The sequence below is a fragment of the Ramlibacter sp. MAHUQ-53 genome (assembly GCF_052600055.1).
The window spans coordinates 320,873-346,815 of the sequence record NZ_JBQWTS010000001.1 but is presented as its reverse complement, the minus strand read 5'-3'; the positions used below and the strand labels follow the sequence as shown (position 1 = coordinate 346,815).

The following is a 25,943-nucleotide window of genomic DNA, read 5'->3' as shown; positions in this document are numbered from 1 at the left end:
TCAGATCTCGCCCGACGACTCCCGACCCGCCGGTGTCGGCTGGAAGCCGCCGCCTGTGCCAGCACCGCCGCCGCCCTGGCGGCCGCCCGGCAGGGGGCCTGCTGTCATCGAGCCCACACGGCTGGATGCCGCCTGCGTGGTCCGTGCCAGCTCTTCGCGATTGGCCTGTCCTCGCGCCCACCAGCTGCGCACGACTTCGGCGGCCGTGTCCCGCCCCCCGAGCCCGAACGACAGCCCCAGCGCCAGCGCGATCGCCCCCACGAAGGCCATGAACAGCGTGTTCACCAGCTCGGTGGCGATGCCGATCTGGTTGACCGCCACCACGATGGCGAAGGCCCACACCAGGGTGTTGGCCACCTTGGCCAGGAACTCGGGGTTGCCCAGGCCGCCCTCGGCCGCCGCGCCCCGCACCACGTTCGACAGCGCCCGCGCCGCCAGCCCGCCGATCACCAGCACCATCAGCGCCACCACCACGTTGGGCAGCCACAGCAGCAGCTGGCGCAGCACCTCGGACACCGCCGGCAGGCCCAGCGCGTCGAAGGCCACCACCAGCGCGATCAGCCGGATGAACCACTTCGCCACCAGCCCGATCATCCCGGACGAGTCGGTGCCCGCGCCCATCTTTCGAACGAAGTCCGCAAAGCCCGAGCGCTCGGCCAGGTCGTTGAAATGGATCGCCCTGAGCACCGCCGCCACCGCCCGCTCCGCGAGCGACGCGATCAGCCAGCCGGCCAGCACGATGACGACGAAGCCCAGGATCTTGGGGACCGCGGAGAACAGCATCGCCATCGCTGCGGCCAGCGATGACATGAGGGCGGTGCCCCAGTCGGAAATGATCGTCGTGTCCATGGCAGCCTCCGGTACATCGGGTGAGGCAGCCACTTTCACGAGGCCGGGCGACGGGCGACGTCGTCTGCCGCCCGCCGCGCATGTAGGAGGCGGAAAGCGCCGCGGCCGCCCGGGCAGGTGCCCAGGGCGGCCGCGTCACGACCCGGGGCCGGCAGGTCAGGCCGGCAGGTAGCCCTCGACCGAGAGGTAACGCTCGCCCGTGTCGTAGTTGAAGCCCAGCACGCGGCTGCCGGCCGGCAGCTCGGGCAGCTTCTTGGCGATGGCCGCCAGCGTCGCGCCCGAGGAGATGCCCACCAGCAGGCCTTCCTCGCGGGCGCTGCGGCGGCCGTATTCGCGCGCCTCCTCGGCGCCGACCTGGATCACGCCGTCGAGCAGCTCGGTCTTGAGGTTCTTCGGGATGAAGCCGGCGCCGATGCCCTGGATCGGGTGCGGCGCGGGCTGGCCGCCGGAGATCACCGGCGAGGCCTCGGGCTCGACGGCGAAGACCTTGAGCTTCGGCCACTTGGCCTTGAGCACCTGGGCCACGCCGGTGATGTGTCCGCCGGTGCCCACGCCGGTGATGATCGCGTCCAGTCCCTCGGGGAAGTCGGCCAGGATCTCCTGCGCCGTGGTGCGCACGTGCACGTCGATGTTGGCCGGGTTCTCGAACTGCTGCGGGATCCAGGCGCCCGGGGTCTGCGCGGCGAGTTCCTCGGCGCGGGCGATCGCGCCCTTCATGCCCTTTTCGCGCGGGGTCAGGTCGAAGGTGGCGCCGTAGGCCAGCATCAGGCGGCGGCGCTCGATGGACATGCTGTCTGGCATCACCAGCACCAGCCTGTAGCCCTTGACCGCGGCCACCATAGCCAGGCCCACGCCGGTGTTGCCCGAGGTCGGCTCGATGATGGTGCCGCCGGGCTTGAGCTGCCCGCTGGCCTCCGCCGCCTCGACCATGGACAGGGCGATGCGGTCCTTGATCGAGCCGCCCGGGTTGGCCCGCTCGGATTTCACCCACACCTCGTGGCCGCCGCCGAACAGGCGGTTGATGCGGATGTGCGGGGTGCCGCCGATGGTGGCGAGGATGCTGTCTGCCTTCATGCTGGGGGTCTCCGTGAGGGGGTGGATCGGGTTACTTGAGGATATCGCCCACGCAGAGGTATTTCATCTCCACGTACTCGTCGATGCCGTGCGCGGAGCCTTCGCGGCCCAGGCCGGACTGCTTGACGCCGCCGAAGGGCACGTGCTCGGTGGCGATGATGCCCACGTTGATGCCCACCATGCCGTACTCCAGCGCTTCGCTCACGCGGAAGATGCGGCCGACGTCGCGGCTGTAGAAGTAGCTGGCCAGGCCGAACTCGGTGTCGTTCGCCGCGGCGATGGCCTCCTGCTCGGTCTTGAACTTGAAGACCGGCGCGAAGGGGCCGAAGGTCTCCTCGCGCGCGCACAGCATGTCGGCGGTGGCGCCGGCCACCACGGTGGGCTCGAAGAACTGGCCGTGCAGCCGCTTGCCGCCGGCGACCACGCGGCCGCCCTTGGCCACCGCGTCCTCCACGTGGCGCTGCACCTTCTCCAGCGCCGCGTCCTCGATCAGCGGGCCCTGCACCACGCCGTCCTCGAAGCCGTTGCCGACCTTGAAGGCCTTCACCCTGGCGGCGAACTTCTCGACGAAGGCGTCGTACACGCCCTCCTGCACGTAGATCCGGTTGGCGCAGACGCAGGTCTGGCCGGCGTTGCGGTACTTGCTGGCGATCGCGCCCTCGACCGCGGAGTCCAGGTCGGCGTCGTCGAAGACGATGAAGGGCGCGTTGCCGCCCAGCTCCAGCGCCAGCTTCTTCACCGTGGGCGCGCTCTGCGCCATCAGGATGCGGCCGACCTCGGTGGAGCCGGTGAAGCTGATGTGGCGCACCGTGTCGCTGGCGCAGAAGGTCTTGCCGACCGCGATGCTGTTGGCGCCGTCGGCGGTGACCAGGTTGATGACGCCGGCGGGGATGCCGGCGCGCACCGCCAGTTCGGCGGCGGCCAGGGCGGTGAGCGGGGTGAGCTCGGCGGGCTTGATCACCACCGGGCAACCGGCGGCCAGGGCGGGCGCGACCTTGCGGGTGATCATGGCCAGCGGGAAATTCCAGGGCGTGATCGCGGCGCACACGCCGATGGGCTGGCGCACCACCATCAGGCGGCGGTTGTTGTCGAACTGGGGGAGGGTCTCGCCGTTGATGCGCTTGGCCTCCTCGGCGTACCACTCGACGAAGCTGGCGGCGTAGGCCACCTCGCCCTTGGCCTCGGCGAAGGGCTTGCCCTGTTCGGCGGTCATGAGGCGGCCCAGGTCCTCCTGGTTCGCCATGAGCAGGTCGAACCACTTGCGCAGGAGGATGCTGCGCTCCTTGGCGGTCTTGGCGCGCCACGCGGGCCAGGCGGCGTCGGCGGCGGCGATGGCGGCCTCGGCCTCGGCGGGGCCGAGGTTGGCCACGTCGGCCAGCTTGTGGCCGGTGGCCGGGTCATGCACCGCGAAGCGGCCGGCGCCCGGGACCCAGCGGCCGCCGACCAGGGCATCGGTCTTGAGCAGGCTGGGGTCCTTGAGCAGGGCGAGGGGGGAGGTCTTCATGTCCATTCGTGTCTCCTGGATGGCTGTCTCGCGCCGCATTGTGCGCCCGGCGCGGACCGGTTGCCGGCGGCGCCGGCACGCGCAGGGGCGAAACCTATAATCGCAGGCTTCGCCTGGGCCATCTCGCGCCCGGGCCACGACACGCCCAGACCATGAGCTCCACCCACGCCAAGCCCTCGATCACCGTCGCCGACATCCGCAAGACCTTCCTGGACTTCTTCGCCGCCAAGGGCCACACGGTGGTCGAGTCCAGCCCGCTGGTGCCGGGCAACGACCCCACGCTGATGTTCACCAACTCCGGCATGGTGCAGTTCAAGGACGTCTTCCTCGGCACCGACAAGCGCCCCTATGTGCGCGCGGCCTCGGTCCAGGCCTGCCTGCGCGCCGGCGGCAAGCACAACGACCTGGAGAACGTGGGCTACACCGCCCGCCACCACACCTTCTTCGAGATGCTGGGCAACTGGTCCTTCGGCGACTACTTCAAGCGCGAGTCGCTGAAGTGGGCCTGGGAGCTGCTCACCGAGGTCTACCAGCTGCCGGCCGAGCGCCTGTGGGCCACCGTCTACATCGACGACGACGAGGCCTTCGACATCTGGACGAAGGAGATCGGCCTGCCCGCCGAACGCGTCGTGCGCATCGGCGACAACAAGGGCGCCAAGTACGCCTCCGACAACTTCTGGATGATGGCCGACACCGGCCCCTGCGGCCCGTGCTCCGAGATCTTCTACGACCATGGCCCCGAGGTCGCCGGCGGCCCCCCCGGCAGCCCCGAGCAGGACGGCGACCGCTACATCGAGATCTGGAACAACGTGTTCATGCAGTTCGACATGCAGCCCGATGGCTCGCTGCGCCCGCTGCCCGCGCCCTGCGTGGACACCGGCATGGGCCTGGAGCGCCTGGCCGCCATCCTGCAGCACGTCCACAGCAACTACGAGATCGACCTGTTCGACACGCTGATCAAGGCCGCCGCGCGCGAGACCGGCGTCACCGACCTGGCCAACCCCTCGCTGCGCGTGATCGCCGACCACGTGCGCGCCACCGCCTTCCTGGTGTCCGACGGCGTGATCCCGTCGAACGAAGGCCGCGGCTACGTGCAGCGCCGCATCATTCGCCGCGGCATCCGCCACGGCTACAAGCTGGGCCGCAAGCAGCCCTTCTTCCACAAGCTGGTGCCGGACCTGGTCGCCCTCATGGGCGACGCCTACCCGCGCCTGAAGGCCAACGCCGCCCGCATCACCGAGGTGCTGAAGGCGGAAGAAGAGCGCTTCTTCGAGACGCTCGAGAACGGCATGGACATCCTCGACGCCGCCCTGAAGGACGGCGCCAAGGTCCTGCCCGGCGAGGTGGCCTTCAAGCTGCACGACACCTACGGCTTCCCGCTGGACCTGTCGGCCGACGTCTGCCGCGAGCGCGACGTGTCGGTGGACGAGGCCGGCTTCCACGCGGCGATGGAAAAGCAGAAGGCCGCCGGCCGCGCCGCCGGCAAGTTCAAGATGGACCGCGCGCTGGAGTACACCGGCGCCGGCAACACCTTCATCGGCTACGAGAAGCTCGAGGCCCCCGCGAAGGTGCTGGCTCTGTACGTCGACGGCACGCCCGTGGCCGACATCAAGGCCGGCCAGGTCGGCGTGGTGGTGCTGGACACCACCCCCTTCTACGCCGAGAGCGGCGGCCAGGTGGGTGATGCCGGCGCCCTCGTCGCCGGCTCGGCCCGCTTCACCGTGGACGACACCCAGAAGATCAAGGCCGACGTCTTCGGCCACCACGGCACCGTCGCCGAGGGCACGCTGGCCGTGGGCGACGCGGTGACGGCCCAGGTCGACATGGCCCGCCGCGCCGCCACCATGCGCAACCACTCGGTCACGCACCTGATGCACAAGGCCCTGCGCGAGGTGCTGGGCGACCACGTGCAGCAGAAGGGCTCGCTGGTCGACGCCGACAAGACCCGCTTCGACTTCACCCACAACGCCCCCGTCACCGCGGCGCAGATCCGCGAGATCGAGGCCCGCGTGAATGCCGAGATCCTGGACAACCACGCCACCCAGGCCCGCGTGATGGACATCGAGTCCGCCAAGGCCACCGGCGCGATGATGCTGTTCGGCGAGAAGTACGGCGACACCGTGCGCGTGCTGGACATCGGCACCAGCCGCGAGCTGTGCGGCGGCACCCACGTCGCGCGCACCGGCGACATCGGCCTGTTCAAGGTGGTGGCCGAGTCCGGCGTGGCCGCCGGCGTGCGCCGCCTCGAGGCCGTCACCGGCGCCAACGCGCTGGCCTACCTGCAGCAGGTCGAGGCCACGGTGAATGCCGCCGCCGCCACGCTCAAGGCGCCGGCCACCGAGCTGCAGTCGCGCCTCGGCCAGGTGCTGGAGCAGGTCCGCGCGCTGGAGAAGGAAGTCGCCGCCCTCAAGGGCAAGCTGGCCTCCTCGCAGGGCGACGAGCTCGTCTCCCAGGCGGTGGACGTCAAGGGCATCAAGGTGCTGGCCGCCACCCTGGCGGGCGCCGACGCCAAGACGCTGCGCGACACCATGGACAAGCTCAAGGACAAGCTCAAGACCGCGGCCATCGTGCTGGCGGCCGTCGACGGCGGCAAGGTACAGATCGCCGCCGGCGTCACTGCCGACAGCATGGGCAAGGTCAAGGCCGGCGAGCTGGTGAACTTCGTCGCGCAGCAGGTCGGCGGCAAGGGGGGCGGCAAGCCCGACATGGCCATGGCCGGCGGCACCGACGCCGCGGCCCTGCCGGCGGCGCTGCAGTCGGTGCAGGCCTGGGTGGCCGAGCGCGCCTGAGCCCCCGCGGCGTGATGCGACCCTCCGCGCGAACGCCCCGAGCCCTGCGTGCCTGCCTGGCCGCGGGGCTTTTTCTTTGCGGCCTCGCCGCCGCCATGGGCGCCCGGGCCGCCGAGCCCGAAGCCGTCGCCTTCGACAGCCTGGACGGCACGCCCCTGCAGGCCTGGGTCTACCGCCCCGAGGGCCCGCCGCGCGGCGCGGTGGTGGCCCTGCATGGCTGCGGCGGCCTGTATGCCCGGGCGGGCGCACGGGCCGGGCGGCTCAACCCGCGGCACCACGCCATGGGCGAGTGGCTGCAGGCCCGCGGCTACCTGGCGGTGTTTCCCGACAGCCTGCGCCCGCGCGGCATCGATTCCCTGTGCGCGCAGAAATTCGCCGAGCGCCGCATCGACCCCGGCGGACGCCGCGCCGACGCCCAGGCCGCCATGGCCTGGGCCGCGGGCCAGCCGGGGAGCGACGCGAACCGCATCGCGCTGCTCGGGTGGTCGCATGGCGGCAGCACGCTGCTGGCCACGACCAACGCGAACCGTGAGGAAGTGCGCCGCCACCCGGTGCAGCCGCGCGTGGCCGTCGGCTTCTACCCGGGCTGCGGCGCCTCGCTGCGCGCGGGCTACCGGGCGGCCGTGCCGCTGGTGCTGATGCTTGGCGAGCTGGACGACTGGACCCCGCCCGGCCCCTGCGTGGAGCTGGGCCAGGCGGTGGGCGCCGAGGTCCATGTATTCCCCGGCAGCTACCACGACTTCGACACCCCGGTGGGCCGGGTGGTGCTGCGCACCGACATTCCCAACGGCCTGCGCCCGGAGATGGGCGTGCACACGGGGCCGAACCCGGCGGCCCGTGAGGCGGCCTACCGTCGCCTGGCCGAGGTGCTGGACACCGCCCTGCGCTGAGCCGGTCGCGCCCGCGTCCGGCGCTCGCGTCCGGCGCGTGGGGCTGGCGTGCGAGGCTGGCGTGCGAGGCTGGCGTGCGAGGCTGGCGGCGGCCTGACTCCCGACGAGAAAAGGCATACGTTTTGCGTCATCGCAGGACGTCCAACAGCCGTCGCCCGGGGAGGGCCTGCGCATGCCATCACAGCACTTCGAGGATTTCTGCCGCCAGGTCTGCGCGGCGGCGGGCGTGGCCGCGCCCCGGCTGGAGCCGGAGGGCGAGGGGCCGCCGACCTTCAGCCTCGACTACCAGGGCGTGCGCATCGGCCTGGTGCAGGCGCGCGCCGGGGACGCCGCGGCGGCGGTGATGCTGGTGGACTTCGGGCCGCCGCCCGTGCAGCGCCAGGCCGAGGCCTTCCGCGTGCTGCTCGAGTCCAACTTCCTGATGCTGGGCGAGCGCTCGCCGGCGTTCGGCCTCGACCCCACCACGGGGCATGTCATGTACCACCAGGGCTTCCGGCTCACCGAGGCGGATCCCGGGGGCCTGGGCCGCAGCCTCGGCGCCATCACCGAGGCGGTGGCGCGCTGGCGCGACGACCCCTTTCCGCCGCAGGACGCGCACCCCGTCCCCGCCGACCTGGCCTGACAGGCCGAGGCCCGGCCCCGCGGCCGCCGATACCCGATTCCGCCGTTTCCAACCCGGGAGCATGCCCATGATCCGCAACGACAGACCCGCCCTCGCGGCCCCGCAGCCATGGCAGGTGCCGGACGACCCGCCCGAGCCGCCCTCCGGCGTGCCCGTGCCCCTCGGCCGCTCGCTGGCCACCGTCGCCCGCGCCGGCGTGCGGGGCTGCCTGCATACCTTCGGTGTGCTGATGGTCGGCCTGCTCGCCAAGGCCGGCACCTACGCCTGCTCGGCCACCGGCCCGCGCACCGCCGGCGTGGTGGCCAACGGGCTGGTGATCGGCGCCTCGGGGCTGGGCATGGTGCGCGGGGTCGAGGTCGCCGTCGAGGGCGTGCGGGCGGCGGCGCAGGCGCCGGGCCGGCCGCAGGCCGTCGGCCGCACCTGCAAGGCCATCGGGACCTCGCTGGCCCTGGCGGCCTCGCTCGTGCCCGCGACGGTGGCCCTGTGCGGCGACCGCGACGCGCAGCGCCTGGGCGCCCAGTTGCTCGCCATCAATGCCGGGCGGGTGGTGCAGGGCCTGGTCTCGGACGTGGCGGCGGACCTGAGCGCCGGCATGGCGCTGCCGACGCGGCTGGCGGGGCCGGACGGCCGCACGGTGGCCCCCGGCACCCTCGCGTACCAGCACGCCCTGCTGGCGGGGCCGCAGGCGCCGGCCCGGGGGCTGGCGACCCTGGGCGGCATGACGGTGCCGGCCCTGGTGCCCTATGCCCTGGCGGTGTGGGGCGTCAGCGCCCACGTGATGCCGCGGGTGGCCGAGTCCCTCGGCGTGGCCGAGCCGCCCGCCTTCGGCGAGGGGCCGTGGCTGGACCACTACCTGTCGTCGTTGTCGGTGGGGGTGGGCATCGCCCTGATCGAGGGCCTGCAGACCCTGGCCGCGACGGCGATCGACGCCGCCGTCCTGGGGGCCCGGGGCCTGGCCACCGACGAGGCCCTGGCGCCGCCCCAACCGGGTGCGGCGGCGCGGCCCGAGTCGGGGCGCTGCCTCGACGCGGTGCGCCGGCTCACGGAGAACCTGCGCGACCGCGCCAGCCTGCGGCTGTTCTTCAATGCCCTGTTCCTCGACACCAGCGTGGCGCTGACGCTGATGGCGCCGCAGCACCTGGCGCCGGCGCTGTCGGCGGTGGCCTGGGCGCTGATCGATCCGCAGCGGGCGCTGGGGACGCTGGCCAGGCACCGCAGCGCGCTGGCCGAGTTGCCGCCACAGTCCGGCGACTTCCTGACCGAGGCGGTGGCCGACGAGGAGGCCGCGCCAGTGCGGGTGCATCCCGCGCCCCGGCTGCTGGGGGAGGGCGCGCCGGACCGGCGGGTGATGCGTGACGCCTGATCAGGCTCGCCGGAACACCACGTCCCACACCCCGTGGCCCAGCTTCAGGCCGCGGTTCTCGAACTTGGTGAGGGGGCGGTAGTCCGGCTTGGGCGCGAAGCCCTCGGCGGTGTTTTTCAGCAGCGGCTCGGCGCCCAGCACCTCGAGCATCTGCTGCGCGTAGGGCTCCCAGTCGGTGGCGCAGTGGAAGTAGCCGCCGGGCGCCAGGCGCTTCGCGAGGCGGGCCACCAGCGGCGGCTGGATCAGGCGGCGCTTGTTGTGGCGAAGCTTGTGCCACGGGTCGGGGAAGAACACGTGGATGCCGGCCAGGCTGCCCTCGGGCAGCATGTGGTCGACGACTTCCACCGCGTCGTGCGCGCAGATGCGGATGTTGGTCAGGCCCTGCTCGCCGATGCGTTTGAGCAGCGCGCCGACGCCCGGCTCGTGCACCTCGCAGCACAGGAAGTTGTCCTGCGGGCGGACGCCGGCGATGTGGGCCGTGGCCTCGCCCATGCCGAAGCCGATCTCCAGGATGGTGGGGGCGGGTCGGCCGAAGGCGGCGGTGAAGTCCAGCGGCTGGCCGGTGTAGGGCAGCAGGAACTGCGGGCCGTAGACCTCGAACGCCTTGGCCTGGCCGGTGGTGGTGCGGCCGGCGCGGCGCACGAAGCTGCGGATGGTGCGGGGGTGCTGCACGCCTTCGGGAGGGGTCCCCTCGGGCGTTTCCTTGGAATCAGTCATCCCCGTATTGTCGCGGCCCAGGCGCGGGTCGCCGCGGCGAGCCAGGCGGCGATGCGGGTGCCGGTGGCGGCGGTGGCGGATGCCGCGGCGTGCGCGCCGGCGATGTCCAGGCCGAGGCAGGCCCCGGCCTCGCGCAGCCGCTGGAGCGGGTCGGCCAGGTCCAGCGGTGCGGCGCCGTTCTGCTTGGACAGCTTCTCGCCGTTGGGGCCCAGCACCAGCGGCGTGTGCAGGTAGCGCGGCGTGGGCAGGCCCAGCGCGCGCTGCAGGGCCACCTGGCGCGCGGTGTTGTCGGCCAGGTCCTCGCCGCGCACGACGTCGGTGATGCCCTGGTCGGCGTCGTCCACCACCACCGCGAGCTGGTAGGCCCACAGGCCGTCGGCCCGGCGCAGCACGAAGTCGCCGACCTCGCGGGCCAGGTCCTGGCGCTGCGGGCCGAGGCGGCGGTCGGTCCATTCGAGGGTGCCGGCGTCGCGGGTGAGGAAGCGCCAGGCCCGCGCGGGCCTGCCGTGCAGGCCGTCGCGGCAGGTGCCGGGGTAGACCAGCTCGCCGTGGCGCTCGCGGGCATGGCCGGCCGCCTGCAGGGCCTGCTCGATGTCCTTGCGCGAGCAGCCGCAGGGATAGGCCAGGCCGGCGGCGGCGAGCCGGTCCAGGGCCGCCTGGTAGTGCGCGCCGCGGGCCGACTGCCACACCGGCGGCGCGTCGGGAACCAGGCCGCAGGCGGCGAGCTGGCGCAGGATCTCGCGGTCGGCGCCGGGCACGCAGCGCGGCGTGTCCACGTCCTCGATGCGCACCAGCCAGCGCCCGCCGTGGGCGCGCGCGTCCAGCCAGCTGGCCAGCGCGGCGACCAGCGAGCCGGCGTGCAGCGCGCCGGTAGGGGAGGGGGCGAAGCGGCCGGTGTAGCTCAAGGCCCGCGCAGGCGCTCGGCGGCCTCAGGCCGCGGCCAGGGCGAGCTCCAGGCCGGAGACGAAACCGTCCTCGACGCGGTGGCCCAGGCACCAGTCGCCGCACACGCCCAGGCCGGACTTCGCATCCCACAGGAAGGACTGGCCCAGCGGCACCTGGGTCTTGGCGAAGCGCCAGCGGTGCACCTGGGCATGGGTCGGCTCGGCGCGGATGCCGGTGACCTCGGCGAAGCCCTTGAGCAGCTTGGCGGCCACGCGCTGGGGGTCGTCCTCCAGGTGCTCGAGCGACCACTCCGGGCTGGCCTGCACCGTCCAGCGCTCGATCAGCGCGCGCCCGGGCTTGGACGACTCGCGCGAGAGCCAGGTGATGCGGTGGTGCGTGCTCATGGCCGCATTCCACTGCGGCCCGAGGTGGAACATGCCGGGCTGCTGGGCCTGCGGGAAGGCGACCATCAGCGTCCAGCACGGCGCAACCTGCACCTGGCCGATGCGCTTGACGAAATCGGGCGCCAGCGAGGAGGCGCGCAGCAGGTCCGCCGCCTGCACCGAGGGGATGGCCAGCAGCACCTGGTCGAAGCCGGAGTGCACATGCACCGTGTCGCCGGGGCCGGCGGTGTGCAGCTGCCAGCGGGCCTGGTCGATGGCGTCGCGCTCGATGCGGGTGGCCTGGGTCTCCAGGTGCACCCGGCCGGCGTCGGCCAGGGGCTGGGCCCAGGCGCGCGCCAGCGCGTTCATGCCGGGGACCGGCACCCAGTGCGCCTCGACGCCGGTGCGCGCGGCCTCTGCCACGCGGCCATGCGGGTCCAGCACGCGCACCGCGTTGGCGCTCCAGGGGCGCACCAGGCCGGGCGTGAGCTGGAGCACGCGCTCGAAGCGCTCGTCGCGCACGGTGAAGTACTGGGCGCCGTGGTCGAAGCCGCCGAAGGGCGTCTGCCGGCAGGCCATGCGGCCGCCGAAGCCGCGGCTCTTCTCGAACACGATGACCTCGTGCCCCGCCTGCGCCAGGGTGCGGGCGCAGGCCAGGCCGGCGACGCCCGCGCCGATGACGGCGATGCGGCGCGGGGGGTTGGAGACCGCCGTGTCAGCGGCGGGCGAGGCGAGGGTCTTGGAGGTCTTGCGCGGCATGGTCGGTCGATTGTGTCATCACGGCAGGGTGGGGCCACCCGGGCGATCCAGGAGGGCTCGGCGGGTGGCCGGTGTTTCGAGGCGGTCGAGCCACCACTGGAGCGCCAGCCCGGGACCGAGGCCGCCGGTGTCGCGCCAGGCGTAGCTGGTGCGGGTCAGGCGGTCCGGGCGGCGCACCGGGCGCTCGACCAGCCGGCCCGACTCGATGTAGGGGCGCGCCAGCGGCTCGGGCAGGAAGCCCGCGCCCAGCCCGCGCAGCTGGGCGTCGAGCTTGGCGCGCATGGTGGGCACGGTGAGCACGTCCTGCCCCGCCAGCAGGCCCAGGGTCATGCCGCTGCCGCGCGTGACCGAGTCGGCCACCGCGACGGCGCGGTGCTTGACCAGCAGGTCGTCGTCCAGCGGCCCGGGCGCGCGGGCCAGCGGGTGGTGCGGCGCCACGGCGAACACGAAGCCGATCTCGCCCAGGACCTGGCTGCGGATGCCGGGCGCGGTGCCGGCCTCCAGCGACACGCCCAGCGCCAGGTCGGCCTGGCCGGAGACCAGCGCCTCCAGCGTGCCCGAGAGCGCCTCGTCGCGCAGGCGCAGGCGGGTCTGCGGCGCCACCTCGAAGAAGTCGTGGGCCAGCTCCATCACCGTGCTGCAGGAGATGATGGTGTCCACCGCGATCGTGAGCTGCGACTCCCAGCCGGTGGCCACGCGGCGCACCCGGTTGGCCACCGCGTCCACCTCGCCCAGGAGGCGCTCTCCCTCGCGCAGCAGTTCGGTGCCGGCGGGCGTCAGGCGGGCCTGGCGCGAGGCGCGGTCGAACAGCAGGGCGTCCAGCGCGTCCTCCACCTGGCGCACCCGGTAGGTCACCGCGCTGGGCACCAGCCCCAGCTCGCGCGCCGCGGCAGCGAAGCTGCCGGCCCGCGCCACCGCCTGCAGCAGGGCCAGGGTCTCCGGGGTGAGGACTTCGCGCGGGCTGGGCATGGGCATTCAGTTTTTTTGAATGATGCCATCAAACGCGGAGGCTCCGGGAGGCGGGGCCGGCCCCTACAGTCCCTCCATCGGGACGCCAACGCACCCCAGCACGAAAGGAGACCGGACATGTTGACCCTGCGCAAATCCCAGGACCGCGGCCACGCCAACCACGGCTGGCTCGACTCGTACCACAGCTTCTCCTTCGCCGGCTACTACGACCCCGCGCACATGGGCTTCGGCCCGCTGCGCGTGATCAACGAGGACCGCATCGCCCCGGGCACCGGCTTCGGCACGCATGGTCACCGCGACATGGAGATCATCAGCTACGTGCTCGAGGGCAACCTCGCGCACAAGGACAGCATGGGCAACGTCAAGGGCATCCCGCCCGGCGACGTCCAGCGCATGAGCGCGGGCTCCGGCGTGATGCACAGCGAGTTCAACCACGCGCCGGCCCAGGTGACGCATTTCCTGCAGATCTGGATCGAGCCGAACGAGACCGGCATCGCCCCGAGCTACGAGCAGAAGACCTTCGCCGAGGCCGACAAGCGCGGCCGCCTGCGCCTGGTCGCCTCGCCCGACGGCGCGCAGGGCAGCGTGACGATCCATGCCGACGCCCGCCTGCATGCCGGCCTGTTCGACGGCGCCGAGTCCGCCGAACTCCCCCTGGCCGCCGGCCGCAAGGCCTACGTGCACCTGGTGCGCGGCGAGCTCACCGTCAACGGCACGCCCCTCAAGGGCGGCGACGCCGCCAAGCTCGAAGGCGAGCAGGCCGTGCGCCTGGCCGCCGGCCGCGAGGCCGAGGTGCTGGTGTTCGACCTGCCCGCCTGACCCTTCCCTCTTTTCCTTTCAACTTCATTCCAAGGAGAAACACCGTGACCGCTTCCCCCAACGACAAGCTGCAGGACCTCTTGAGCCTGGCTGGCCGCATCCTGCTGGCCGCGCTCTTCGTGCCCGCCGGCTACGGCAAGATCGGCGGCTTCGAGGGCACCGCCGGCTACATCGCCTCGGTCGGCCTGCCGATGCCGCAGCTCGGCGTCGCCATCGCCATCATCGTGGAGCTGGGCCTGGGCCTGCTGCTGCTGGCGGGCTACCGCACGCGCCTGGTGGCCCTGGTGCTGGCGGCCTTCACCGTCGTGGCCGGCGTGTTCTTCCACAACTACTGGGCCATGCCGGCGGACAAGGTCATGATCCAGCAGATCATGTTCTTCAAGAACCTGGGCATCGCCGGCGGCCTGCTCGCCTTCGCGGCCTTCGGCGCCGGCGGCTTCAGCCTGGACGCCCGCCTCAAGCGCGATTGACGCGCCACCCATTTCCGCCCCCCGGGGCACTTTCCATCACCCACTGACTCAGGACAAGAACCATGGCATCCATCGCTATCGTCTACCACTCCGGCTACGGCCACACCCAGCGCCAGGCCCAGGCCGTCGCCGAAGGCGCCGGCGCCACCGCCCACCTGGTGGCCATCGACGCCGAGGGCAACCTGCCCGAAGGCGGCTGGGACCAGCTGCTGAACGCCGACGCCATCATCTTCGGCTCGCCGACCTACATGGGCGGCGCGAGCTGGCAGTTCAAGAAGTTCGCCGACGCCTCCTCCAAGGCCTGGTTCACCCAGGCCTGGAAGAACAAGGTCTTCGCCGGCTTCACCAACAGCGCCAGCACCAACGGCGACAAGAACAGCACCATGAGCTACTTCATGACGCTGGCCATGCAGCACGGCGGCGTGTGGGTCGGCACCGGCATGATGCCGTCCAACAGCAAGGCCGCCACCCGCAACGACGTGAACTGGATGGGCGCCTCCGCCGGCGCCATGGCCACCACGCCCTCCGACGCCTCGGTGGCCGAGATGCTGCCCGGCGACCTCGAGACCTCGCGCCAGTTCGGCGCCCGCGTGGCGGAAGTCGCCCGCAAGTGGGCCAAGTAAGGCCCGGGTGACGGCCATGTCCACCGGGCTCGAACTGACGGGACACGACAAGGACCTGGGCGGTGGCTTCACCGTGCGCCGCCTGCTGCCGGCGGCGCGCCGCCGCAGCGTGGGGCCCTTCGTCTTCTTCGACCATTTCGGCCCGGTGACCCAGGTCCCGGGCGCCAGCCATGATGTGCGGCCGCACCCGCACATCGGCCTGGCCACCGTGACCTACCTGTACGAGGGCGCGATGATGCATCGCGACAGCCTCGGCTGCGAACAACTGATCGAGCCCGGCGCCATCAACTGGATGCGCGCCGGGCGCGGCATCGTGCACTCCGAGCGCCGTCCGCAGGCGCTGCGCCAGACCGAGATGGTGGTGCACGGCCTGCAGCTGTGGGTGGCCCTGCCCGAGGCGCTGGAGGAGGCCGAGCCGGCCTTTACCCACACGCCGGCGGCTGCCATCCCCGTGCTGGACCTGGGCGGCGCCCGGGTGCGCGTGCTGGTGGGCGAGGCCTTCGGCGCGCGCTCGCCGGTGCGACCCGAATCGCCCACCACCTACCTGGACCTGCAGCTGCCCGCCGGCGCCACGCTGGACCTGCCCGCCGTAGCGACCGAGCTGGCGCTGTACCTGGTCGAAGGTGAGGCGGTGGTCGACGGCCAGCCGCTGGCCGCGCGGCGCATGCGCGTGCTGGAGGGCGGGCAGGGGACGCGCATCGAGGCGCGCGACGCCAGCCGCATCGCGGTGGTCGGCGGCGAGCCGCTGGGCCCGCGCCACATGTGGTGGAACTTCGTCCACTCCCGCCCCGAGCGGATCCACCAGGCCGCGGCCGACTGGGAGGCCGGCCGCTTCGCGCCGGTGCCGGGCGAGACCGAATCCATCCCCCTGCCGGCGCAGCGCTTCGTGCAGGCGCCGCCGCTCTGAGCGCCGCGGGCCGGCCGACGCGTGCCGGCACGTGAGGAGGCATGCCGCGCCTCTATGATGCGCGGCATGTCCCTGACCGACGTCTTCCCCTGGTACGACTGGCTCGCGCTGGCCTGGTTCATCGCCGTCTGGTGGGGCTATGCCTGGTACTCGCGCGCCGCGAGCGCGCGCGGCCAGACCCTGCTGGCGATCACCAACCGCTGGCGCCGCGCCTGGCTGTTCCAGGCCACCCAGCGCGATCCGCGCGTGGTCGACGGCGTGATCGTGCAGAGCCTGTCCTCCAGCCCCTCGTTCTTCGCCTCGACCACCATCATCATCATCGGCGGCCTGCTGGCGCTCCTGGGCACCACCGACAAGGCCGCCGAGGTGGTGCGCGAGCTGCCCTTCGCCGCCCGCACCAACATGCTGCAGTTCGACCTGAAGCTGGTGCTGCTGCTGGTGATCTTCACCTTCGCGTTCTTCCGCTTCACCTGGTCGATCCGCCAGTACACCTTCGCCGCTCTGATGCTGGGTGCCATGCCTGCGCCCGGCGAGTTCGCGGCCGGCCGCAAGGACCGCGAGGCGGTGGCGGACCAGGGCGCGGCCCTCGTGGGCATGGCCGCGGAGTCGTTCAACGACGGCGTGCGGGCCTACTACTTCGCCTTCGCCGCCATCGCCTGGTTCGTCTCGCCGCTGGCCTTCGCGGTCGGCGCGGCGCTGGTGGTCGCGGTGCTGTACGGGCGCGAGTTCCACTCGCAGGTGCTCACCGTCCTGCGGGGCTGAGCCCGCCGCGGGCTCAGTCGCGGGCGGGCGCGAGCGCCGGGTCGAGCGCCTCGCGCTCGTCGAACACGAAGCAGCCGCCCCGGTAATGGGCGCCGCCGGCTTCCTCGAAGTAGCGCAGGATGCCGCCTTCGAGCTGCCACACGTTGTCCAGGCCGGCCTCCTGCAGGTAGATCGCGGCCTTCTCGCAGCGGATGCCGCCGGTGCAGAAGCTCACCACGGTCTTGCCCTCGAGGTCGGCGCGGTGGTCCTGCACGGCCTGCGGGAAGTCGCTGAACTTGGTGATGCGCCAGTCGATCGCGCCCTCGAAGGTGCCGTGGTCCACCTCGAAGGCGTTGCGCGTGTCCAGCGTCACCACCGGGCGGCCGGCGTCGTCATGCCCCTGGTCCAGCCAGCGGCGCACGGTGAGCGCGTCGACCGCCGGGGCGCGGCCGTCCTGCGGGCGGATGGTGGGGTGGTTCATGCGGATGATCTCGCGCTTGACCTTCACCAGCATCTTGCGGAACGGCTGGTGGGCCGACCAGCTCTCCTTGACCGGCAGGCCGCCCAGGCGCGGGTCGGACTGCAGGCGCGCCAGGAAGCCGCGCAGGGCCTGCGCCTCGCCGGCCAGGAACAGGTTGATGCCCTCGGTGGCCAGCAGGATGGTGCCCTTCAGGCCGCAGGCCAGGGCGTCGGCGAGCAGGCGCTCGCGCAGGGCGGGGCAGTCGTCGAGTTCGACGAACTTGTAGGCGGAAACGTTGAGGATTTCAGGCACGAGGCCACGGATTTTAGGCGGGGTCAACCCCCGGCGACTTCCTACAATCGCAGGCTATGTTCGTCCACCTGCGCCTGCATTCCGAGTTCTCCGTGGTCGACGGCACCTGCCGCATCGACGACACCCTGAAGGCCGCAGCGGCCGATGGCCAGCCGGCCATGGCCATCACCGACCTGAACAACCTGTTCGGCGGCATCAAGTTCTACAAGGCCGGCCGCAGCACGGGCGTCAAGCCGGTGCTGGGCGCCGAGGTCATGCTCCAGGGCCTGGGCAAGGACGCCGCCCAGGTCTCGCGCATCGTGCTGCTGGTGCAAAGCCGCCAGGGCTACCTGAACCTGTGCGAGATCCTGGCCCGCGGCTGGACCGCCAACGTGGTCAAGGCCCAGGCCGTGTGCAAGCTCGAGTGGCTGCAGGAGCTGGGCGAGGGGCTGATCGCGCTGTCCGGCGCGCAGGCCGGGCCGGTGGGCCAGGCCCTGGTGCAGGGCGACGCGCACCGCGCCAGCCAGGCGGCGCTGGCGCTGGCGGGCGTGTTCCCGCACCGCTTCTACATCGAGCTGCAGCGCGCCGGCCGCGCCGACGACGAGGCCCATGTGGCCGCCGCGGTGCAACTGGCCGCCAAGCTGCACCTGCCCGTGGTCGCCACCCACCCGATCCAGTTCCTCACCGAGGACGACTACGAGGCCCACGAGGCGCGCGTGTGCATCTCCGAGGGCGAGATCCTGGGCAACCAGCGCCGCGTGCGCAAGTTCACCCGCGAGCAGTATTTCAAGTCCAGCGCCCAGATGGAGGCGCTGTTCGCCGACGTGCCCTCGGCCATCGCCAACACGGTGGAGATCGCCCGCCGCTGCAGCCTGACCCTGGAGCTGGGCAAGCCGCGCCTGCCGCACTTCCCGACGCCCAACGGCATGCCGATGGAGGAGTACTTCCGCTTCGCCTCGCACGAGGGCCTGAAGGAGCGCATGGCGCACCTCTACCCCGACGAGGCGCAGCGCGAAAAGGAAATGCCCCGCTACGTGGAGCGCCTGGAGTTCGAGATCAGCACCATCCTCAAGATGGGGTTCCCGGGCTACTTCCTGATCGTGGGCGACTTCATCAACTGGGCCAAGAACAACGGCTGCCCGGTGGGCCCGGGCCGGGGCTCCGGCGCCGGCTCGCTGGTCGCCTACGCGCTGAAGATCACCGACCTCGACCCGCTGCAGTACAACCTGCTGTTCGAGCGTTTCCTGAACCCGGAGCGGGTGTCGATGCCCGACTTCGACATCGACTTCTGCCAGGGCAACCGCGACCGGGTCATCGAGTACGTGAAGGACAAGTACGGCCGCGACGCCGTGTCCCAGATCGCCACCTTCGGCACCATGGCGGCCAAGGCCGCCATCCGCGACGTCGGCCGCGTGCTGGACATGAGCTACACCTTCTGCGACGGCATCAGCAAGCTGGTGCCGCAGAAGCCCGGCCAGCACATCACCATCGACGGCGCCATCGAGCAGGAGCCGATCCTGGCCGAGCGCCTGGAGAAGGAGGACGAGGTCAAGACCCTGATCGGCCTGGCCAAGAAGCTCGAGGGCCTGACGCGCAACGTCGGCATGCACGCCGGCGGCGTGCTGATCGCCCCGGGCAAGCTGACCGACTTCACGCCCCTGTACCAGCAGCCCGGCTCCGATTCCGCGGTGAGCCAGTATGACAAGGACGACGTGGAGGCCGCCGGCCTGGTGAAGTTCGACTTCCTGGGCCTGGCCACGCTCACGATCCTGGAGATCGCGCGCGAGTTCATCATGAAGCGCCACAAGGGCCAGGAGAACTTCGCGTTCGAGAACATCCCGCTCGATGACGCCGCCACCTACAAGCTGTTCTCCGACGGCAAGACCGAGGCGGTGTTCCAGTTCGAATCCCGCGGCATGCAGGGCATGCTGCGCGACGCCCGGCCCACCCGCCTGGAAGACCTCATCGCCCTGAACGCGCTGTACCGCCCGGGCCCGATGGACCTGATCCCCAGCTTCGTGGCCCGCAAGCACGGGCGCGAGGAAGTGGAGTACCCGCACCCCCTGGTGGCCGACATGCTCTCCGAGACCTACGGCATCATGGTCTACCAGGAGCAGGTGATGCAGACCGCGCAGATCCTGGGCGGCTACTCGCTCGGCGGCGCCGACCTGCTGCGCCGGGCCATGGGCAAGAAGAAGGCCGAGGAGATGGCCGAGCACCGGCAGATCTTCCGCGCCGGCGCGGCCAAGAACGACATCCCGCAGGAGAAGGCCGACGAGATCTTCGACCTGATGGAGAAGTTCGCCGGCTACGGCTTCAACAAGTCGCACGCCGCCGCCTACTCGCTGCTGGCGTACCACACGGGCTGGCTCAAGGTTCATTACACGGCGGAGTTCTTCTGCGCCAACATGACCGTGGAAATGGACGACACCGACAAGCTCAAGGTGCTGTTCGAGGACGCGGTCAAGAACTTCGGCATCACCTTCGAGCCGCCGGACGTGAACCGCGGCGTCTACCGCTTCGAGCCGGTCACGGACAAGGTGATCCGCTACGGCCTGGGCGCGGTCAAGGGCACGGGCCAGTCGGCCATCGAGGCGATCGTGGCGGCGCGCGAAGGCAAGGGCAGCGGCCCCTCCGGCTCCGAGAGCGGGCCGTTCACGAGCCTGTTCGACTTCGTCAAGCGCATAGACCGCAGCCGCATCAACAAGCGCACGGTGGAGGCCCTGATCAAGGCCGGCGCTTTCGACGCGATCCAGCTCAATCGCGCCTCCCTGGTGGCCAGCATCGACCGCGCCTGGGAGTTCGCCATCGCCGCCGAGGCCAACGCCAACCAGGGCGGCCTGTTCGACCTGGGCGACGACACGCATGGCGCCAGCACCACCGAGCCCGACCTGGTGGAGGCCACGCCCTGGGGCGTGAAGGAGCGCCTCACCTTCGAGAAGACGGCGGTGGGCTTCTACCTCTCGGGCCACCTGTTCGACGAGGTGGCCGCCGAGGTGCGCCGCTTCGCCCGGCGCACCATCGACGACCTGATCGACTCGCGCGAGCCGCAGCTGATCGCCGGCATCATCAGCGACCTGCGGGTGATCAACGGCCAGCGCGGCAAGGTCGCGATCTTCAAGCTCGATGACAAGTCCGGGATGATCGAGGCGGTGGCCGACGAGTCCGTCATCAACGCCAGCCGCAACCTGCTCAAGGACGACGAGCTGGTGATCGTCATGGCCAAGATGCAGCCGGATCGCTTTTCCGGCGGCTTCCGCCTGAACGTGCAGCAGGTCTGGGACCTGGCCACCGCGCGCTGCCGCTTCGGCAAGTACCTGAAGGTGGCCGTCAACGGGCGCGCGCCCGACATCCACCGCCTGGTGCGTGAGTTCCCGCCGCAGCGCATCGAGAGTGAGCAGGGCGAACTGGTGCGCGGCCTGCCGGTGCGCCTGGCCGTGCGCCGCGAGCAGGCGGTGGCCGAACTGCTGCTCGGCGAGGAGGCCCGCTTCTTCCCCAGCGACGCCGCCTTGGCCAGCTGGATGGCCCAGGCGGACCAGGGGCAGGCGCAGATCGTCTACGAGGCCTGAGAGGCTTCGTTCACGGCGTCTGAGCCTGCTTGCCGTCCGCCGCGGCCGCGGCGGAGGTGTAGGCCATGTCGGTGTGGACCTGCACCAGTAGCGGCGCCTCATTGCCCGCGCGCAGGTCGAACACGCATTCGACCGCCATGCGCACCGCCGAAGCGGGCGTCTCCACCTGCTCGACGCCGATGATGGCGGCCGAGAAGCGCTGGAAGGTGCCGGCGCGCGCATGGAGCAGGCCGTCCGCGCCGGTCCACAGGTCGTAGCTCTGTCTCGAGCCGCCCGTGTTGTCCTTGCCCTGGAGGAACCCGTGCAGCGCGGTGAACTTGGCCAGTTGCATCTGCAGGGCCTGGCACAACGCGGCCGACACCTTGGGCAGCATCCGCTCGCCGGGCTCGCCGGCGGGCAGGGCCGAGAGCAGGCCGGCCGCCACCGCCTCGGGGGTGCGCGCAAGCGTCCGGCCCTGGACCGAGTAGTCGGCGCCGACCGCGTCGCGATGGACCTGGTGGGCGATCTGCACGGTGCGGCCGTCGGCGATCTTCACGGACATGGGCTCGACGGCGGTCTGCATCAGGCCGACCTGGCGTGCCACCTCCCGGTGCAGGTCCCGCAGGCCGGGGTTCGGGCCGGCGAGGAAGCTGGTCTCGGACTTCATCGCCTCGGCGAAGGCCTGGCGGTCGCTGCTGCCGGTGGCGGCGATCGTGTCGGGCAGGGTGCCGGCGATGGCCGTCCCCGGCAGGACCGTCGGGCCTGCCTGGTTCGGCCGCTCGAGGGCGGTCTCGCGCGCCAGCACGGTGCGGACCTGGTCGGCCGGGCCGGCGAGCGCGAATTCGAGGGTCGCCATCAGGCGGGGCATCGACATGCCCGGGGTCTGCCGCATGGCGTCGAACCACGCCGCGGCCTTGCCGGCGTCCTCGCGGATGTCCTTCGAGGAGGCCGAGAGGATGTCCTTGACCATGAAGGCCTGCCGCAGCAGCTCGCAGCAGGCCCGGTCGGGGAAGCTGCGGTGGAACGGGGGCGCTGGCTCGCCGGGCCCGGGTGTGCCGGCGCCGTCCTGGACCAGGCTGCCCCGGAGGGTCGCCGCGAAGGCGTCGACCTTGCCGGCGCGGAACTCGGCCTGTTCCCGGTCCGCCATCGCGATGGCGCGGTTCATCAGGGACAGCGTGAGCTTGTCGCCTTCCAGGGTGCGGGCCACGTTCGCCCCGATGTCGCCGTGGTAGCCCGACGCCAGGGCGGACCGGAACTGCAGCAGGGTCACCTCGCCGCCGGCCGAGGGGGCGGCCGTGGTCGGGGTCGGGGTACCGACCAGGGCGCCGACCAGCGAGCTCCAGAGGGAGGGTGGGTTGGTCGGTTTCTGCAGCGAGAGCGTGGCCGGCTCCTGGCCGCTGCCCAACTTGACCTGGACCAGGTCCGAGGCGGACTCCGGGCCCGCCTGCAGGCCCAGGGCCCGGAATTGCTGGATGCTCACGACCGGCTGCATGCGCGCCTCCTCGGATCCCGGCGAACTGCTGGGCAAAGGCGTGGTAACGGATGAGCTGGCCGGGTTCCCCGCTCGTCGGGTCCGGCCGGGGCTTCAGCCCTTGGGCCGGAACTCCATCAGCAGCGGGCTGTGAACGCGCCCGTCGGTGTCGCGGGGCAGGACCTCGGTGCGGTCCAGGGCGCGCAGCACCGCGTCGTCCCAGGCCTTGTTGCCGCTGGACTTGGTGACCTTGCGGCTGGTGATGGTCCCGTCCGGGGCCATGCGCACCTCGACCTCGGCGACCGGGTTGCCCGGCACGTCGTCGCTGAAGACGATGTTGGGCTTGACCCGGGCGCGGATGCGGCCGGCGTAGCTGTCCGAGGGGCCGGCCGAGCGCAGCGCGTTGCCGGTGGCCGTGGCCCCGCCGGTGGCGCCGGCCAGGCCCTGCATGCGGCGCAGGTTCTCCTGGCGCAGGGCCTCGGCGCGCTTGGCCTCGGCCTGCTCCTGCGCCTGCGCCTTGGCCAGCTTCTCGGCGGCCTCGCGCTTCTTCTGGTCCTCCAGGCGCTTCTGCTCGGCGAGCTGCTTCTTCTTCGCTTCGGCCTTTTCCGCCTCCAGCTTCTTCTGCTTCTCGCGCTCGGCCTCGAGCTTCTTCTTCTCCTCGGCGGCCTTGCGCTGCTTCTGCAGGGCGATGTCGGCGTCCTTCACCGCGGGTGGCGGCGGCGGGGCCTGCACCCGGGGCGCCGGGGCGGGCGGCGGGGGAGGGGGCGGCGGGGCCTCGACCAGCCTGGGCGCGGCCTCCTGCGCGGTGGGGGCCCACAGTTCGGCCTCGGCGGCCAGCGTCTGCGGGTCGCGCTTCCAGCCCACGCCCCAGGTCAGGGCCGCCACCAGCACGAGGTGGGCCAGCACCGCCAGGCCCAGGGCGCGGCCCCGCCCGGGTTCGGGCGGCGGCGCGAAGGCCTGGGGGTCGGCGACGTGCATGGCGTGCTCGAGGTGTCGGGGGCCGGGGAGGGTCAGGGCGCGAGCTGCACCGACAGGCCCACGCGCTGCACGCCGGCGCGCTGCAGGGTGTCCATCACCCGCACCACGGACTCGTACTTCACGTTGCGGTCGGCGCTGATCACCACCGCGCTGCTGCCGGGGGCCTGGCCCTGCTGCGCGCGCTGCACCACCGCGGCGACCTCGGCGGCGCTCACGCGCTGCAGCTTGTCATCCAGCCGCACCTCCAGCGATTCGTCCTTGCCGATCACGATCTCGATCTTCTGGTCCGGCTGGCGGTTGGCCTTGCCCACGCTGGGCAGGTCGATGGTGCTGGGCGTGATCAGGGGCGCGGTGACCATGAAGATGATCAGCAGCACCAGCATCACGTCGATGAAGGGGACCATGTTGATCTCGTTCACCGCGCGGCGGCCCTTGCCGCGGGAGGCGACGCCGGGCATTACTCAGGCCTCCGACGGGCCGCCCCCAGGCAGGCCTGGGCCCCCTCGGGGGGCAGCGCACGACGCGCAGCGAGAAGCGTGGGGGTCATGTTTCAGTGGGCCGACGCGGTGCCCGCGCCGACGTTGCGTTGCAGGATGTTGGAGAACTCCTCGATGAAGGTCTCCAGCTTGATCGAGACGCGGTCGATGTCGCGCGCGAAGCGGTTGTAGGCCAGCACCGCCGGGATCGCCGCGAACAGGCCGATGGCGGTGGCCACCAGCGCCTCGGCGATGCCGGGGGCCACGGTGGCCAGGGTCACCTGCTGCAGGCTGGCCAGGCCGGTGAAGGCGTGCATGATGCCCCACACCGTGCCGAACAGGCCCACGTAAGGGGAGACCGAGCCGACCGAGGCGAGGAAGGAGAGGTGGTGTTCCACCGCGTCCACCTCGCGCTGGTAACTGGCCCGCATGGCGCGGCGCGCGCCATCGAGCAGGGTGCCGGCGTCGGTGATGCGGCGCTCGCGCAGCTTCTGGAACTCGCGCATGCCGGAGGCGAAGATGCGCTCCATCGGGCCGGCGAGCTTGGCGTTCTTGGCGGCCGCGGCGTACAGGTCGTTCAGGCTGGTGCCGGACCAGAACTCGCGTTCGAAGTCCTCGTTCAGTGCCTTGATCCGCTTGAGGGAAATGAGCTTGCGGAAGATGGCCGCCCAGCTCGCGACCGAGACGGTCACCAGCAGGGCCATCACCAGCTGCACCACCCAGCTGGCGTGCAGCACCAGGGTCAGGATGGACATGTCTTGGTTCATGGCTTGAGCACTTCGAGGAGGGAGGTGGGGATTCTGGCAGGGCGCAGCGTGGCGGCCTCGACCCAGCCGATGCGGATGGTGCCTTCGGCCAGCACCGTGCCGCCGGATTTCAGGCGCGCGTCCTGCGCGATGACCAGCGAGGCGCGTCCCGCTTCTTCGAGCCGGGCGGAGACCAGGAGTTCATCATCGAGCCGCGCGGACCGCAGGTAGCGCACCGCGGTCTCGCTGACGACGAACATCCCGCCGGTCTGCTCGCGCAGCGTGCTCTGGGCGATGCCCAGGGACCGCAGCCACTCGGTGCGGGCGCGCTCGAAGAACTTCAGGTAGTTGGCGTAGAACACGATGCCGCCGGCATCGGTGTCCTCCCAGTAGACGCGGACGGGGAATTCAAAACTCATTCGAAGGTGTCCCGCAGCGCGCGCAGGCGCTCGATGGCCAGTTGCAGCTGCGGCATCGAGCTGGCGGTGGAAAAGCGCACGTAGCGGTCCATGTCGGTGTGGCCGAAGTCACGGCCCGGGGTGATGGCCACATGGGCGCGCTCCATCACCGCGAAGGCCAGCTCCCAGCTGCCCGCCACGCCCAGGCGCTCGCACCACGCGCGGCAGTCGGCCCAGGCGTAGAACGCGCCGTCGGGCCGTACCGGCACCGTCAGGCCCAGGGCCTCCAGCTGCGGGATGAACCCGTCGCGCCGCGCCTTGAACTCGGCGCGCCGGCGCTCGTACTCGGCCAGGCTCGCCGGCTCGAAGCAGGCCAGGGCCGCGTGCTGGGCCACCGCGCTCGGGCAGATGAACAGGTTCTGGGCGAGGCGCTCGACCACCGGCACCAGGGCGTCGGGCACCACCAGCCAGCCCAGGCGCCAGCCGGTCATGTTGAAGTACTTGCTGAAGCTGTTGACGCTGATCACGTCCTCGCCCAGGGCCAGGCCGGTGTGGCCGTAGGCCGCCTCGTAGCTCAGGCCCAGGTAGATCTCGTCCAGCAGGGTGATGCCGCCGCGGGCGCGCACGATCTCGTGGATGCGCGCCAGCTCGGCGAACTCCAGCGAGGTGCCGGTGGGGTTGGAGGGCGAGGCGAGCAGCACGCCGCGGGTCTTCGGGCCCCAGTGGGCCTCGACCTTCGCCGCACTGAGCTGGAAGCGCTCGGCGGCGGTGGCCGGCACCAGCACCGGCGTGCCCTCGGCGGCGCTGACGAAGTGGCGGTTGCAGGGGTAGCTCGGGTCCGGCATCAGCACCTCGTCGCCGGCCTCCACCAGGGCCAGGCAGGCCAGCTGCAGGGCGGCCGAGGCGCCGGCGGTCAGGACGATGCGGCGGGCCGGCACCGCCACCCCGAAGCGGGTGCGGTACCAGTCGCTGATGCGCTCGCGCAGGGCGTCCAGGCCCAGGGCGTCGGTGTACTGGGTGAGGCCGTCGCGCACGGCGCGCGCGGCGGCTTCCTGCACCAGCGGCGGCGCGGTGAAGTCCGGCTCGCCGATGTTCAGGAACACCATCGGCCGGTCGCCGCCCGCGTTCTCGCGGGCCAGGCGGGAGGCGGCCTTGGCCACCTCCATCACGTAGAACGGCTCGATGCGTTCGGCGCGCCTCGCGATGCGCAG

At 71.8% G+C, this 25,943-nt stretch carries 24 protein-coding genes; 10 read left to right on the top strand and 14 right to left on the bottom strand.

The features are described from left to right. From ACT80S_RS01540 to ACT80S_RS01530, 3 genes are all read right to left on the bottom strand, one after another. Positions 1-849 (bottom strand): mechanosensitive ion channel family protein, encoded by an 849-nt coding sequence (locus ACT80S_RS01540; RefSeq protein ID WP_377411752.1) that lies wholly within the window; start codon positions 847-849, stop codon positions 1-3. Between the two features lie 156 nt (positions 850-1,005). Further along, on the bottom strand, positions 1,006-1,923 hold the full coding sequence (gene cysK / locus ACT80S_RS01535; RefSeq protein WP_377411750.1) for a cysteine synthase A: 918 nt from the start codon (positions 1,921-1,923) through the stop codon (positions 1,006-1,008). A gap of 31 nt (positions 1,924-1,954) precedes the next feature. After that, positions 1,955-3,433, bottom strand: a complete 1,479-nt coding sequence (locus ACT80S_RS01530) for an NAD-dependent succinate-semialdehyde dehydrogenase (protein WP_377411749.1) — start codon at positions 3,431-3,433, stop codon at positions 1,955-1,957. Positions 3,434-3,579: 146 nt separating this feature from the next. Here ACT80S_RS01530 and alaS point away from each other — a divergent pair, with 146 nt between their 5' ends. From alaS to ACT80S_RS01510, 4 genes are all read left to right on the top strand, one after another. Next, on the top strand, positions 3,580-6,216 hold the full coding sequence (gene alaS, locus ACT80S_RS01525) for an alanine--tRNA ligase (RefSeq protein WP_377411747.1): 2,637 nt from the start codon (positions 3,580-3,582) through the stop codon (positions 6,214-6,216). A 95-nt stretch (positions 6,217-6,311) separates the two neighbouring features. Then, positions 6,312-7,106 carry a dienelactone hydrolase family protein gene (locus ACT80S_RS01520; protein ID WP_377411745.1) on the top strand — a complete coding sequence of 265 codons (795 nt, stop codon included), beginning with the start codon at positions 6,312-6,314 and terminating at the stop codon, positions 7,104-7,106. A 172-nt stretch (positions 7,107-7,278) separates the two neighbouring features. Then, positions 7,279-7,728, top strand: a complete 450-nt coding sequence (locus ACT80S_RS01515) for a CesT family type III secretion system chaperone (RefSeq protein ID WP_377411743.1) — start codon at positions 7,279-7,281, stop codon at positions 7,726-7,728. Between the two features lie 67 nt (positions 7,729-7,795). Continuing rightward, a complete protein-coding gene (locus ACT80S_RS01510) occupies positions 7,796-9,091 on the top strand; it encodes a hypothetical protein (protein ID WP_377411741.1) in 1,296 nt (431 codons plus the stop codon). On the opposite strand, the gene trmB is transcribed toward ACT80S_RS01510, so the two are convergent. Genes trmB through ACT80S_RS01490 form a run of 4 tightly spaced genes read right to left on the bottom strand, consistent with a single transcriptional unit; the run spans position 9,092 to position 12,804 of the window. Beyond that, complete coding sequence (trmB, locus tag ACT80S_RS01505) at positions 9,092-9,808, bottom strand: tRNA (guanosine(46)-N7)-methyltransferase TrmB (protein WP_377411739.1); 717 nt, start codon at positions 9,806-9,808, stop codon at positions 9,092-9,094. Beyond that, positions 9,805-10,713: a tRNA glutamyl-Q(34) synthetase GluQRS gene (gene gluQRS / locus ACT80S_RS01500; protein ID WP_377411737.1), complete on the bottom strand. Its 909-nt coding sequence runs from the start codon at positions 10,711-10,713 to the stop codon at positions 9,805-9,807. The genes trmB and gluQRS overlap by 4 nt, the downstream gene beginning before the upstream one ends. Positions 10,714-10,737: 24 nt before the next feature. Then, positions 10,738-11,835 (bottom strand): NAD(P)/FAD-dependent oxidoreductase, encoded by a 1,098-nt coding sequence (locus ACT80S_RS01495; RefSeq protein WP_377411735.1) that lies wholly within the window; start codon positions 11,833-11,835, stop codon positions 10,738-10,740. An 18-nt stretch (positions 11,836-11,853) separates the two neighbouring features. Further along, positions 11,854-12,804: a LysR substrate-binding domain-containing protein gene (locus tag ACT80S_RS01490; protein WP_377412610.1), complete on the bottom strand. Its 951-nt coding sequence runs from the start codon at positions 12,802-12,804 to the stop codon at positions 11,854-11,856. A gap of 117 nt (positions 12,805-12,921) precedes the next feature. Here ACT80S_RS01490 and ACT80S_RS01485 point away from each other — a divergent pair, with 117 nt between their 5' ends. The 5 genes from ACT80S_RS01485 (at position 12,922) to ACT80S_RS01465 (ending at position 16,385) form a co-directional block, all read left to right on the top strand. Then, complete coding sequence (locus tag ACT80S_RS01485) at positions 12,922-13,623, top strand: pirin family protein (protein ID WP_377411733.1); 702 nt, start codon at positions 12,922-12,924, stop codon at positions 13,621-13,623. Positions 13,624-13,667: 44 nt separating this feature from the next. Beyond that, positions 13,668-14,093, top strand: coding sequence for a DoxX family protein (locus ACT80S_RS01480; protein WP_377411731.1), 426 nt, complete (start codon positions 13,668-13,670; stop codon positions 14,091-14,093). A gap of 62 nt (positions 14,094-14,155) precedes the next feature. Continuing rightward, a complete protein-coding gene (locus ACT80S_RS01475) occupies positions 14,156-14,716 on the top strand; it encodes a flavodoxin family protein (protein WP_377411729.1) in 561 nt (186 codons plus the stop codon). 16 nt (positions 14,717-14,732) lie between these two features. Beyond that, a complete protein-coding gene (locus ACT80S_RS01470) occupies positions 14,733-15,623 on the top strand; it encodes a pirin family protein (protein ID WP_377411727.1) in 891 nt (296 codons plus the stop codon). Between the two features lie 66 nt (positions 15,624-15,689). Further along, positions 15,690-16,385: a DUF599 domain-containing protein gene (locus ACT80S_RS01465; RefSeq protein WP_377411725.1), complete on the top strand. Its 696-nt coding sequence runs from the start codon at positions 15,690-15,692 to the stop codon at positions 16,383-16,385. Positions 16,386-16,398: 13 nt separating this feature from the next. Here ACT80S_RS01465 and ACT80S_RS01460 read toward each other — a convergent pair whose 3' ends face one another. After that, entirely contained in the window at positions 16,399-17,136 is a 738-nt protein-coding gene (locus ACT80S_RS01460) for a sulfurtransferase (RefSeq protein ID WP_377411723.1), read from the bottom strand. Between the two features lie 56 nt (positions 17,137-17,192). Here ACT80S_RS01460 and dnaE point away from each other — a divergent pair, with 56 nt between their 5' ends. After that, entirely contained in the window at positions 17,193-20,684 is a 3,492-nt protein-coding gene (gene dnaE, locus ACT80S_RS01455; RefSeq protein WP_377411721.1) for a DNA polymerase III subunit alpha, read from the top strand. Between the two features lie 10 nt (positions 20,685-20,694). Here dnaE and ACT80S_RS01450 read toward each other — a convergent pair whose 3' ends face one another. The 6 genes from ACT80S_RS01450 to ACT80S_RS01425 all read right to left on the bottom strand — a co-directional run bounded on the left by ACT80S_RS01450 (position 20,695) and on the right by ACT80S_RS01425 (position 25,943). After that, complete coding sequence (locus ACT80S_RS01450) at positions 20,695-22,155, bottom strand: hypothetical protein (RefSeq protein WP_377411719.1); 1,461 nt, start codon at positions 22,153-22,155, stop codon at positions 20,695-20,697. A gap of 93 nt (positions 22,156-22,248) precedes the next feature. Beyond that, on the bottom strand, positions 22,249-23,112 hold the full coding sequence (tolA, locus tag ACT80S_RS01445; RefSeq protein ID WP_377411717.1) for a cell envelope integrity protein TolA: 864 nt from the start codon (positions 23,110-23,112) through the stop codon (positions 22,249-22,251). A 32-nt stretch (positions 23,113-23,144) separates the two neighbouring features. After that, positions 23,145-23,570, bottom strand: a complete 426-nt coding sequence (locus ACT80S_RS01440) for a biopolymer transporter ExbD (RefSeq protein WP_377411715.1) — start codon at positions 23,568-23,570, stop codon at positions 23,145-23,147. A 92-nt stretch (positions 23,571-23,662) separates the two neighbouring features. Further along, complete coding sequence (gene tolQ / locus ACT80S_RS01435; protein WP_377411713.1) at positions 23,663-24,355, bottom strand: protein TolQ; 693 nt, start codon at positions 24,353-24,355, stop codon at positions 23,663-23,665. Beyond that, a complete protein-coding gene (gene ybgC, locus ACT80S_RS01430) occupies positions 24,352-24,753 on the bottom strand; it encodes a tol-pal system-associated acyl-CoA thioesterase (RefSeq protein ID WP_377411711.1) in 402 nt (133 codons plus the stop codon). The genes tolQ and ybgC overlap by 4 nt, the downstream gene beginning before the upstream one ends. Next, positions 24,750-25,943: a pyridoxal phosphate-dependent aminotransferase gene (locus ACT80S_RS01425; RefSeq protein ID WP_377412608.1), complete on the bottom strand. Its 1,194-nt coding sequence runs from the start codon at positions 25,941-25,943 to the stop codon at positions 24,750-24,752. Before ACT80S_RS01425 ends, ybgC begins: the two co-directional genes overlap by 4 nt.

Excerpts from the sequence above, each read along its gene's own strand:
- tolA (WP_377411717.1), bottom strand. The coding sequence starts at position 23,112 with ATGCACGTCGCCGACCCCCAGGCCTTCGCGCCGCCGCCCGAACCCGGG.
- ACT80S_RS01530 (WP_377411749.1), bottom strand. The coding sequence starts at position 3,433 with ATGGACATGAAGACCTCCCCCCTCGCCCTGCTCAAGGACCCCAGCCTG.
- tolQ (WP_377411713.1), bottom strand. The coding sequence starts at position 24,355 with ATGAACCAAGACATGTCCATCCTGACCCTGGTGCTGCACGCCAGCTGG.
- ACT80S_RS01470 (WP_377411727.1), top strand. The coding sequence starts at position 14,733 with ATGTCCACCGGGCTCGAACTGACGGGACACGACAAGGACCTGGGCGGT.
- ACT80S_RS01520 (WP_377411745.1), top strand. The coding sequence starts at position 6,312 with ATGGGCGCCCGGGCCGCCGAGCCCGAAGCCGTCGCCTTCGACAGCCTG.
- ACT80S_RS01510 (WP_377411741.1), top strand. The coding sequence starts at position 7,796 with ATGATCCGCAACGACAGACCCGCCCTCGCGGCCCCGCAGCCATGGCAG.
- ACT80S_RS01440 (WP_377411715.1), bottom strand. The coding sequence starts at position 23,570 with ATGCCCGGCGTCGCCTCCCGCGGCAAGGGCCGCCGCGCGGTGAACGAG.
- ACT80S_RS01495 (WP_377411735.1), bottom strand. The coding sequence starts at position 11,835 with ATGCCGCGCAAGACCTCCAAGACCCTCGCCTCGCCCGCCGCTGACACG.
- alaS (WP_377411747.1), top strand. The coding sequence starts at position 3,580 with ATGAGCTCCACCCACGCCAAGCCCTCGATCACCGTCGCCGACATCCGC.
- ACT80S_RS01475 (WP_377411729.1), top strand. The coding sequence starts at position 14,156 with ATGGCATCCATCGCTATCGTCTACCACTCCGGCTACGGCCACACCCAG.
- cysK (WP_377411750.1), bottom strand. The coding sequence starts at position 1,923 with ATGAAGGCAGACAGCATCCTCGCCACCATCGGCGGCACCCCGCACATC.
- ACT80S_RS01515 (WP_377411743.1), top strand. The coding sequence starts at position 7,279 with ATGCCATCACAGCACTTCGAGGATTTCTGCCGCCAGGTCTGCGCGGCG.
- ACT80S_RS01540 (WP_377411752.1), bottom strand. The coding sequence starts at position 849 with ATGGACACGACGATCATTTCCGACTGGGGCACCGCCCTCATGTCATCG.
- ACT80S_RS01485 (WP_377411733.1), top strand. The coding sequence starts at position 12,922 with ATGTTGACCCTGCGCAAATCCCAGGACCGCGGCCACGCCAACCACGGC.
- ACT80S_RS01465 (WP_377411725.1), top strand. The coding sequence starts at position 15,690 with ATGTCCCTGACCGACGTCTTCCCCTGGTACGACTGGCTCGCGCTGGCC.
- trmB (WP_377411739.1), bottom strand. The coding sequence starts at position 9,808 with ATGACTGATTCCAAGGAAACGCCCGAGGGGACCCCTCCCGAAGGCGTG.
- ybgC (WP_377411711.1), bottom strand. The coding sequence starts at position 24,753 with ATGAGTTTTGAATTCCCCGTCCGCGTCTACTGGGAGGACACCGATGCC.
- ACT80S_RS01490 (WP_377412610.1), bottom strand. The coding sequence starts at position 12,804 with ATGCCCAGCCCGCGCGAAGTCCTCACCCCGGAGACCCTGGCCCTGCTG.
- ACT80S_RS01450 (WP_377411719.1), bottom strand. The coding sequence starts at position 22,155 with ATGCAGCCGGTCGTGAGCATCCAGCAATTCCGGGCCCTGGGCCTGCAG.
- dnaE (WP_377411721.1), top strand. The coding sequence starts at position 17,193 with ATGTTCGTCCACCTGCGCCTGCATTCCGAGTTCTCCGTGGTCGACGGC.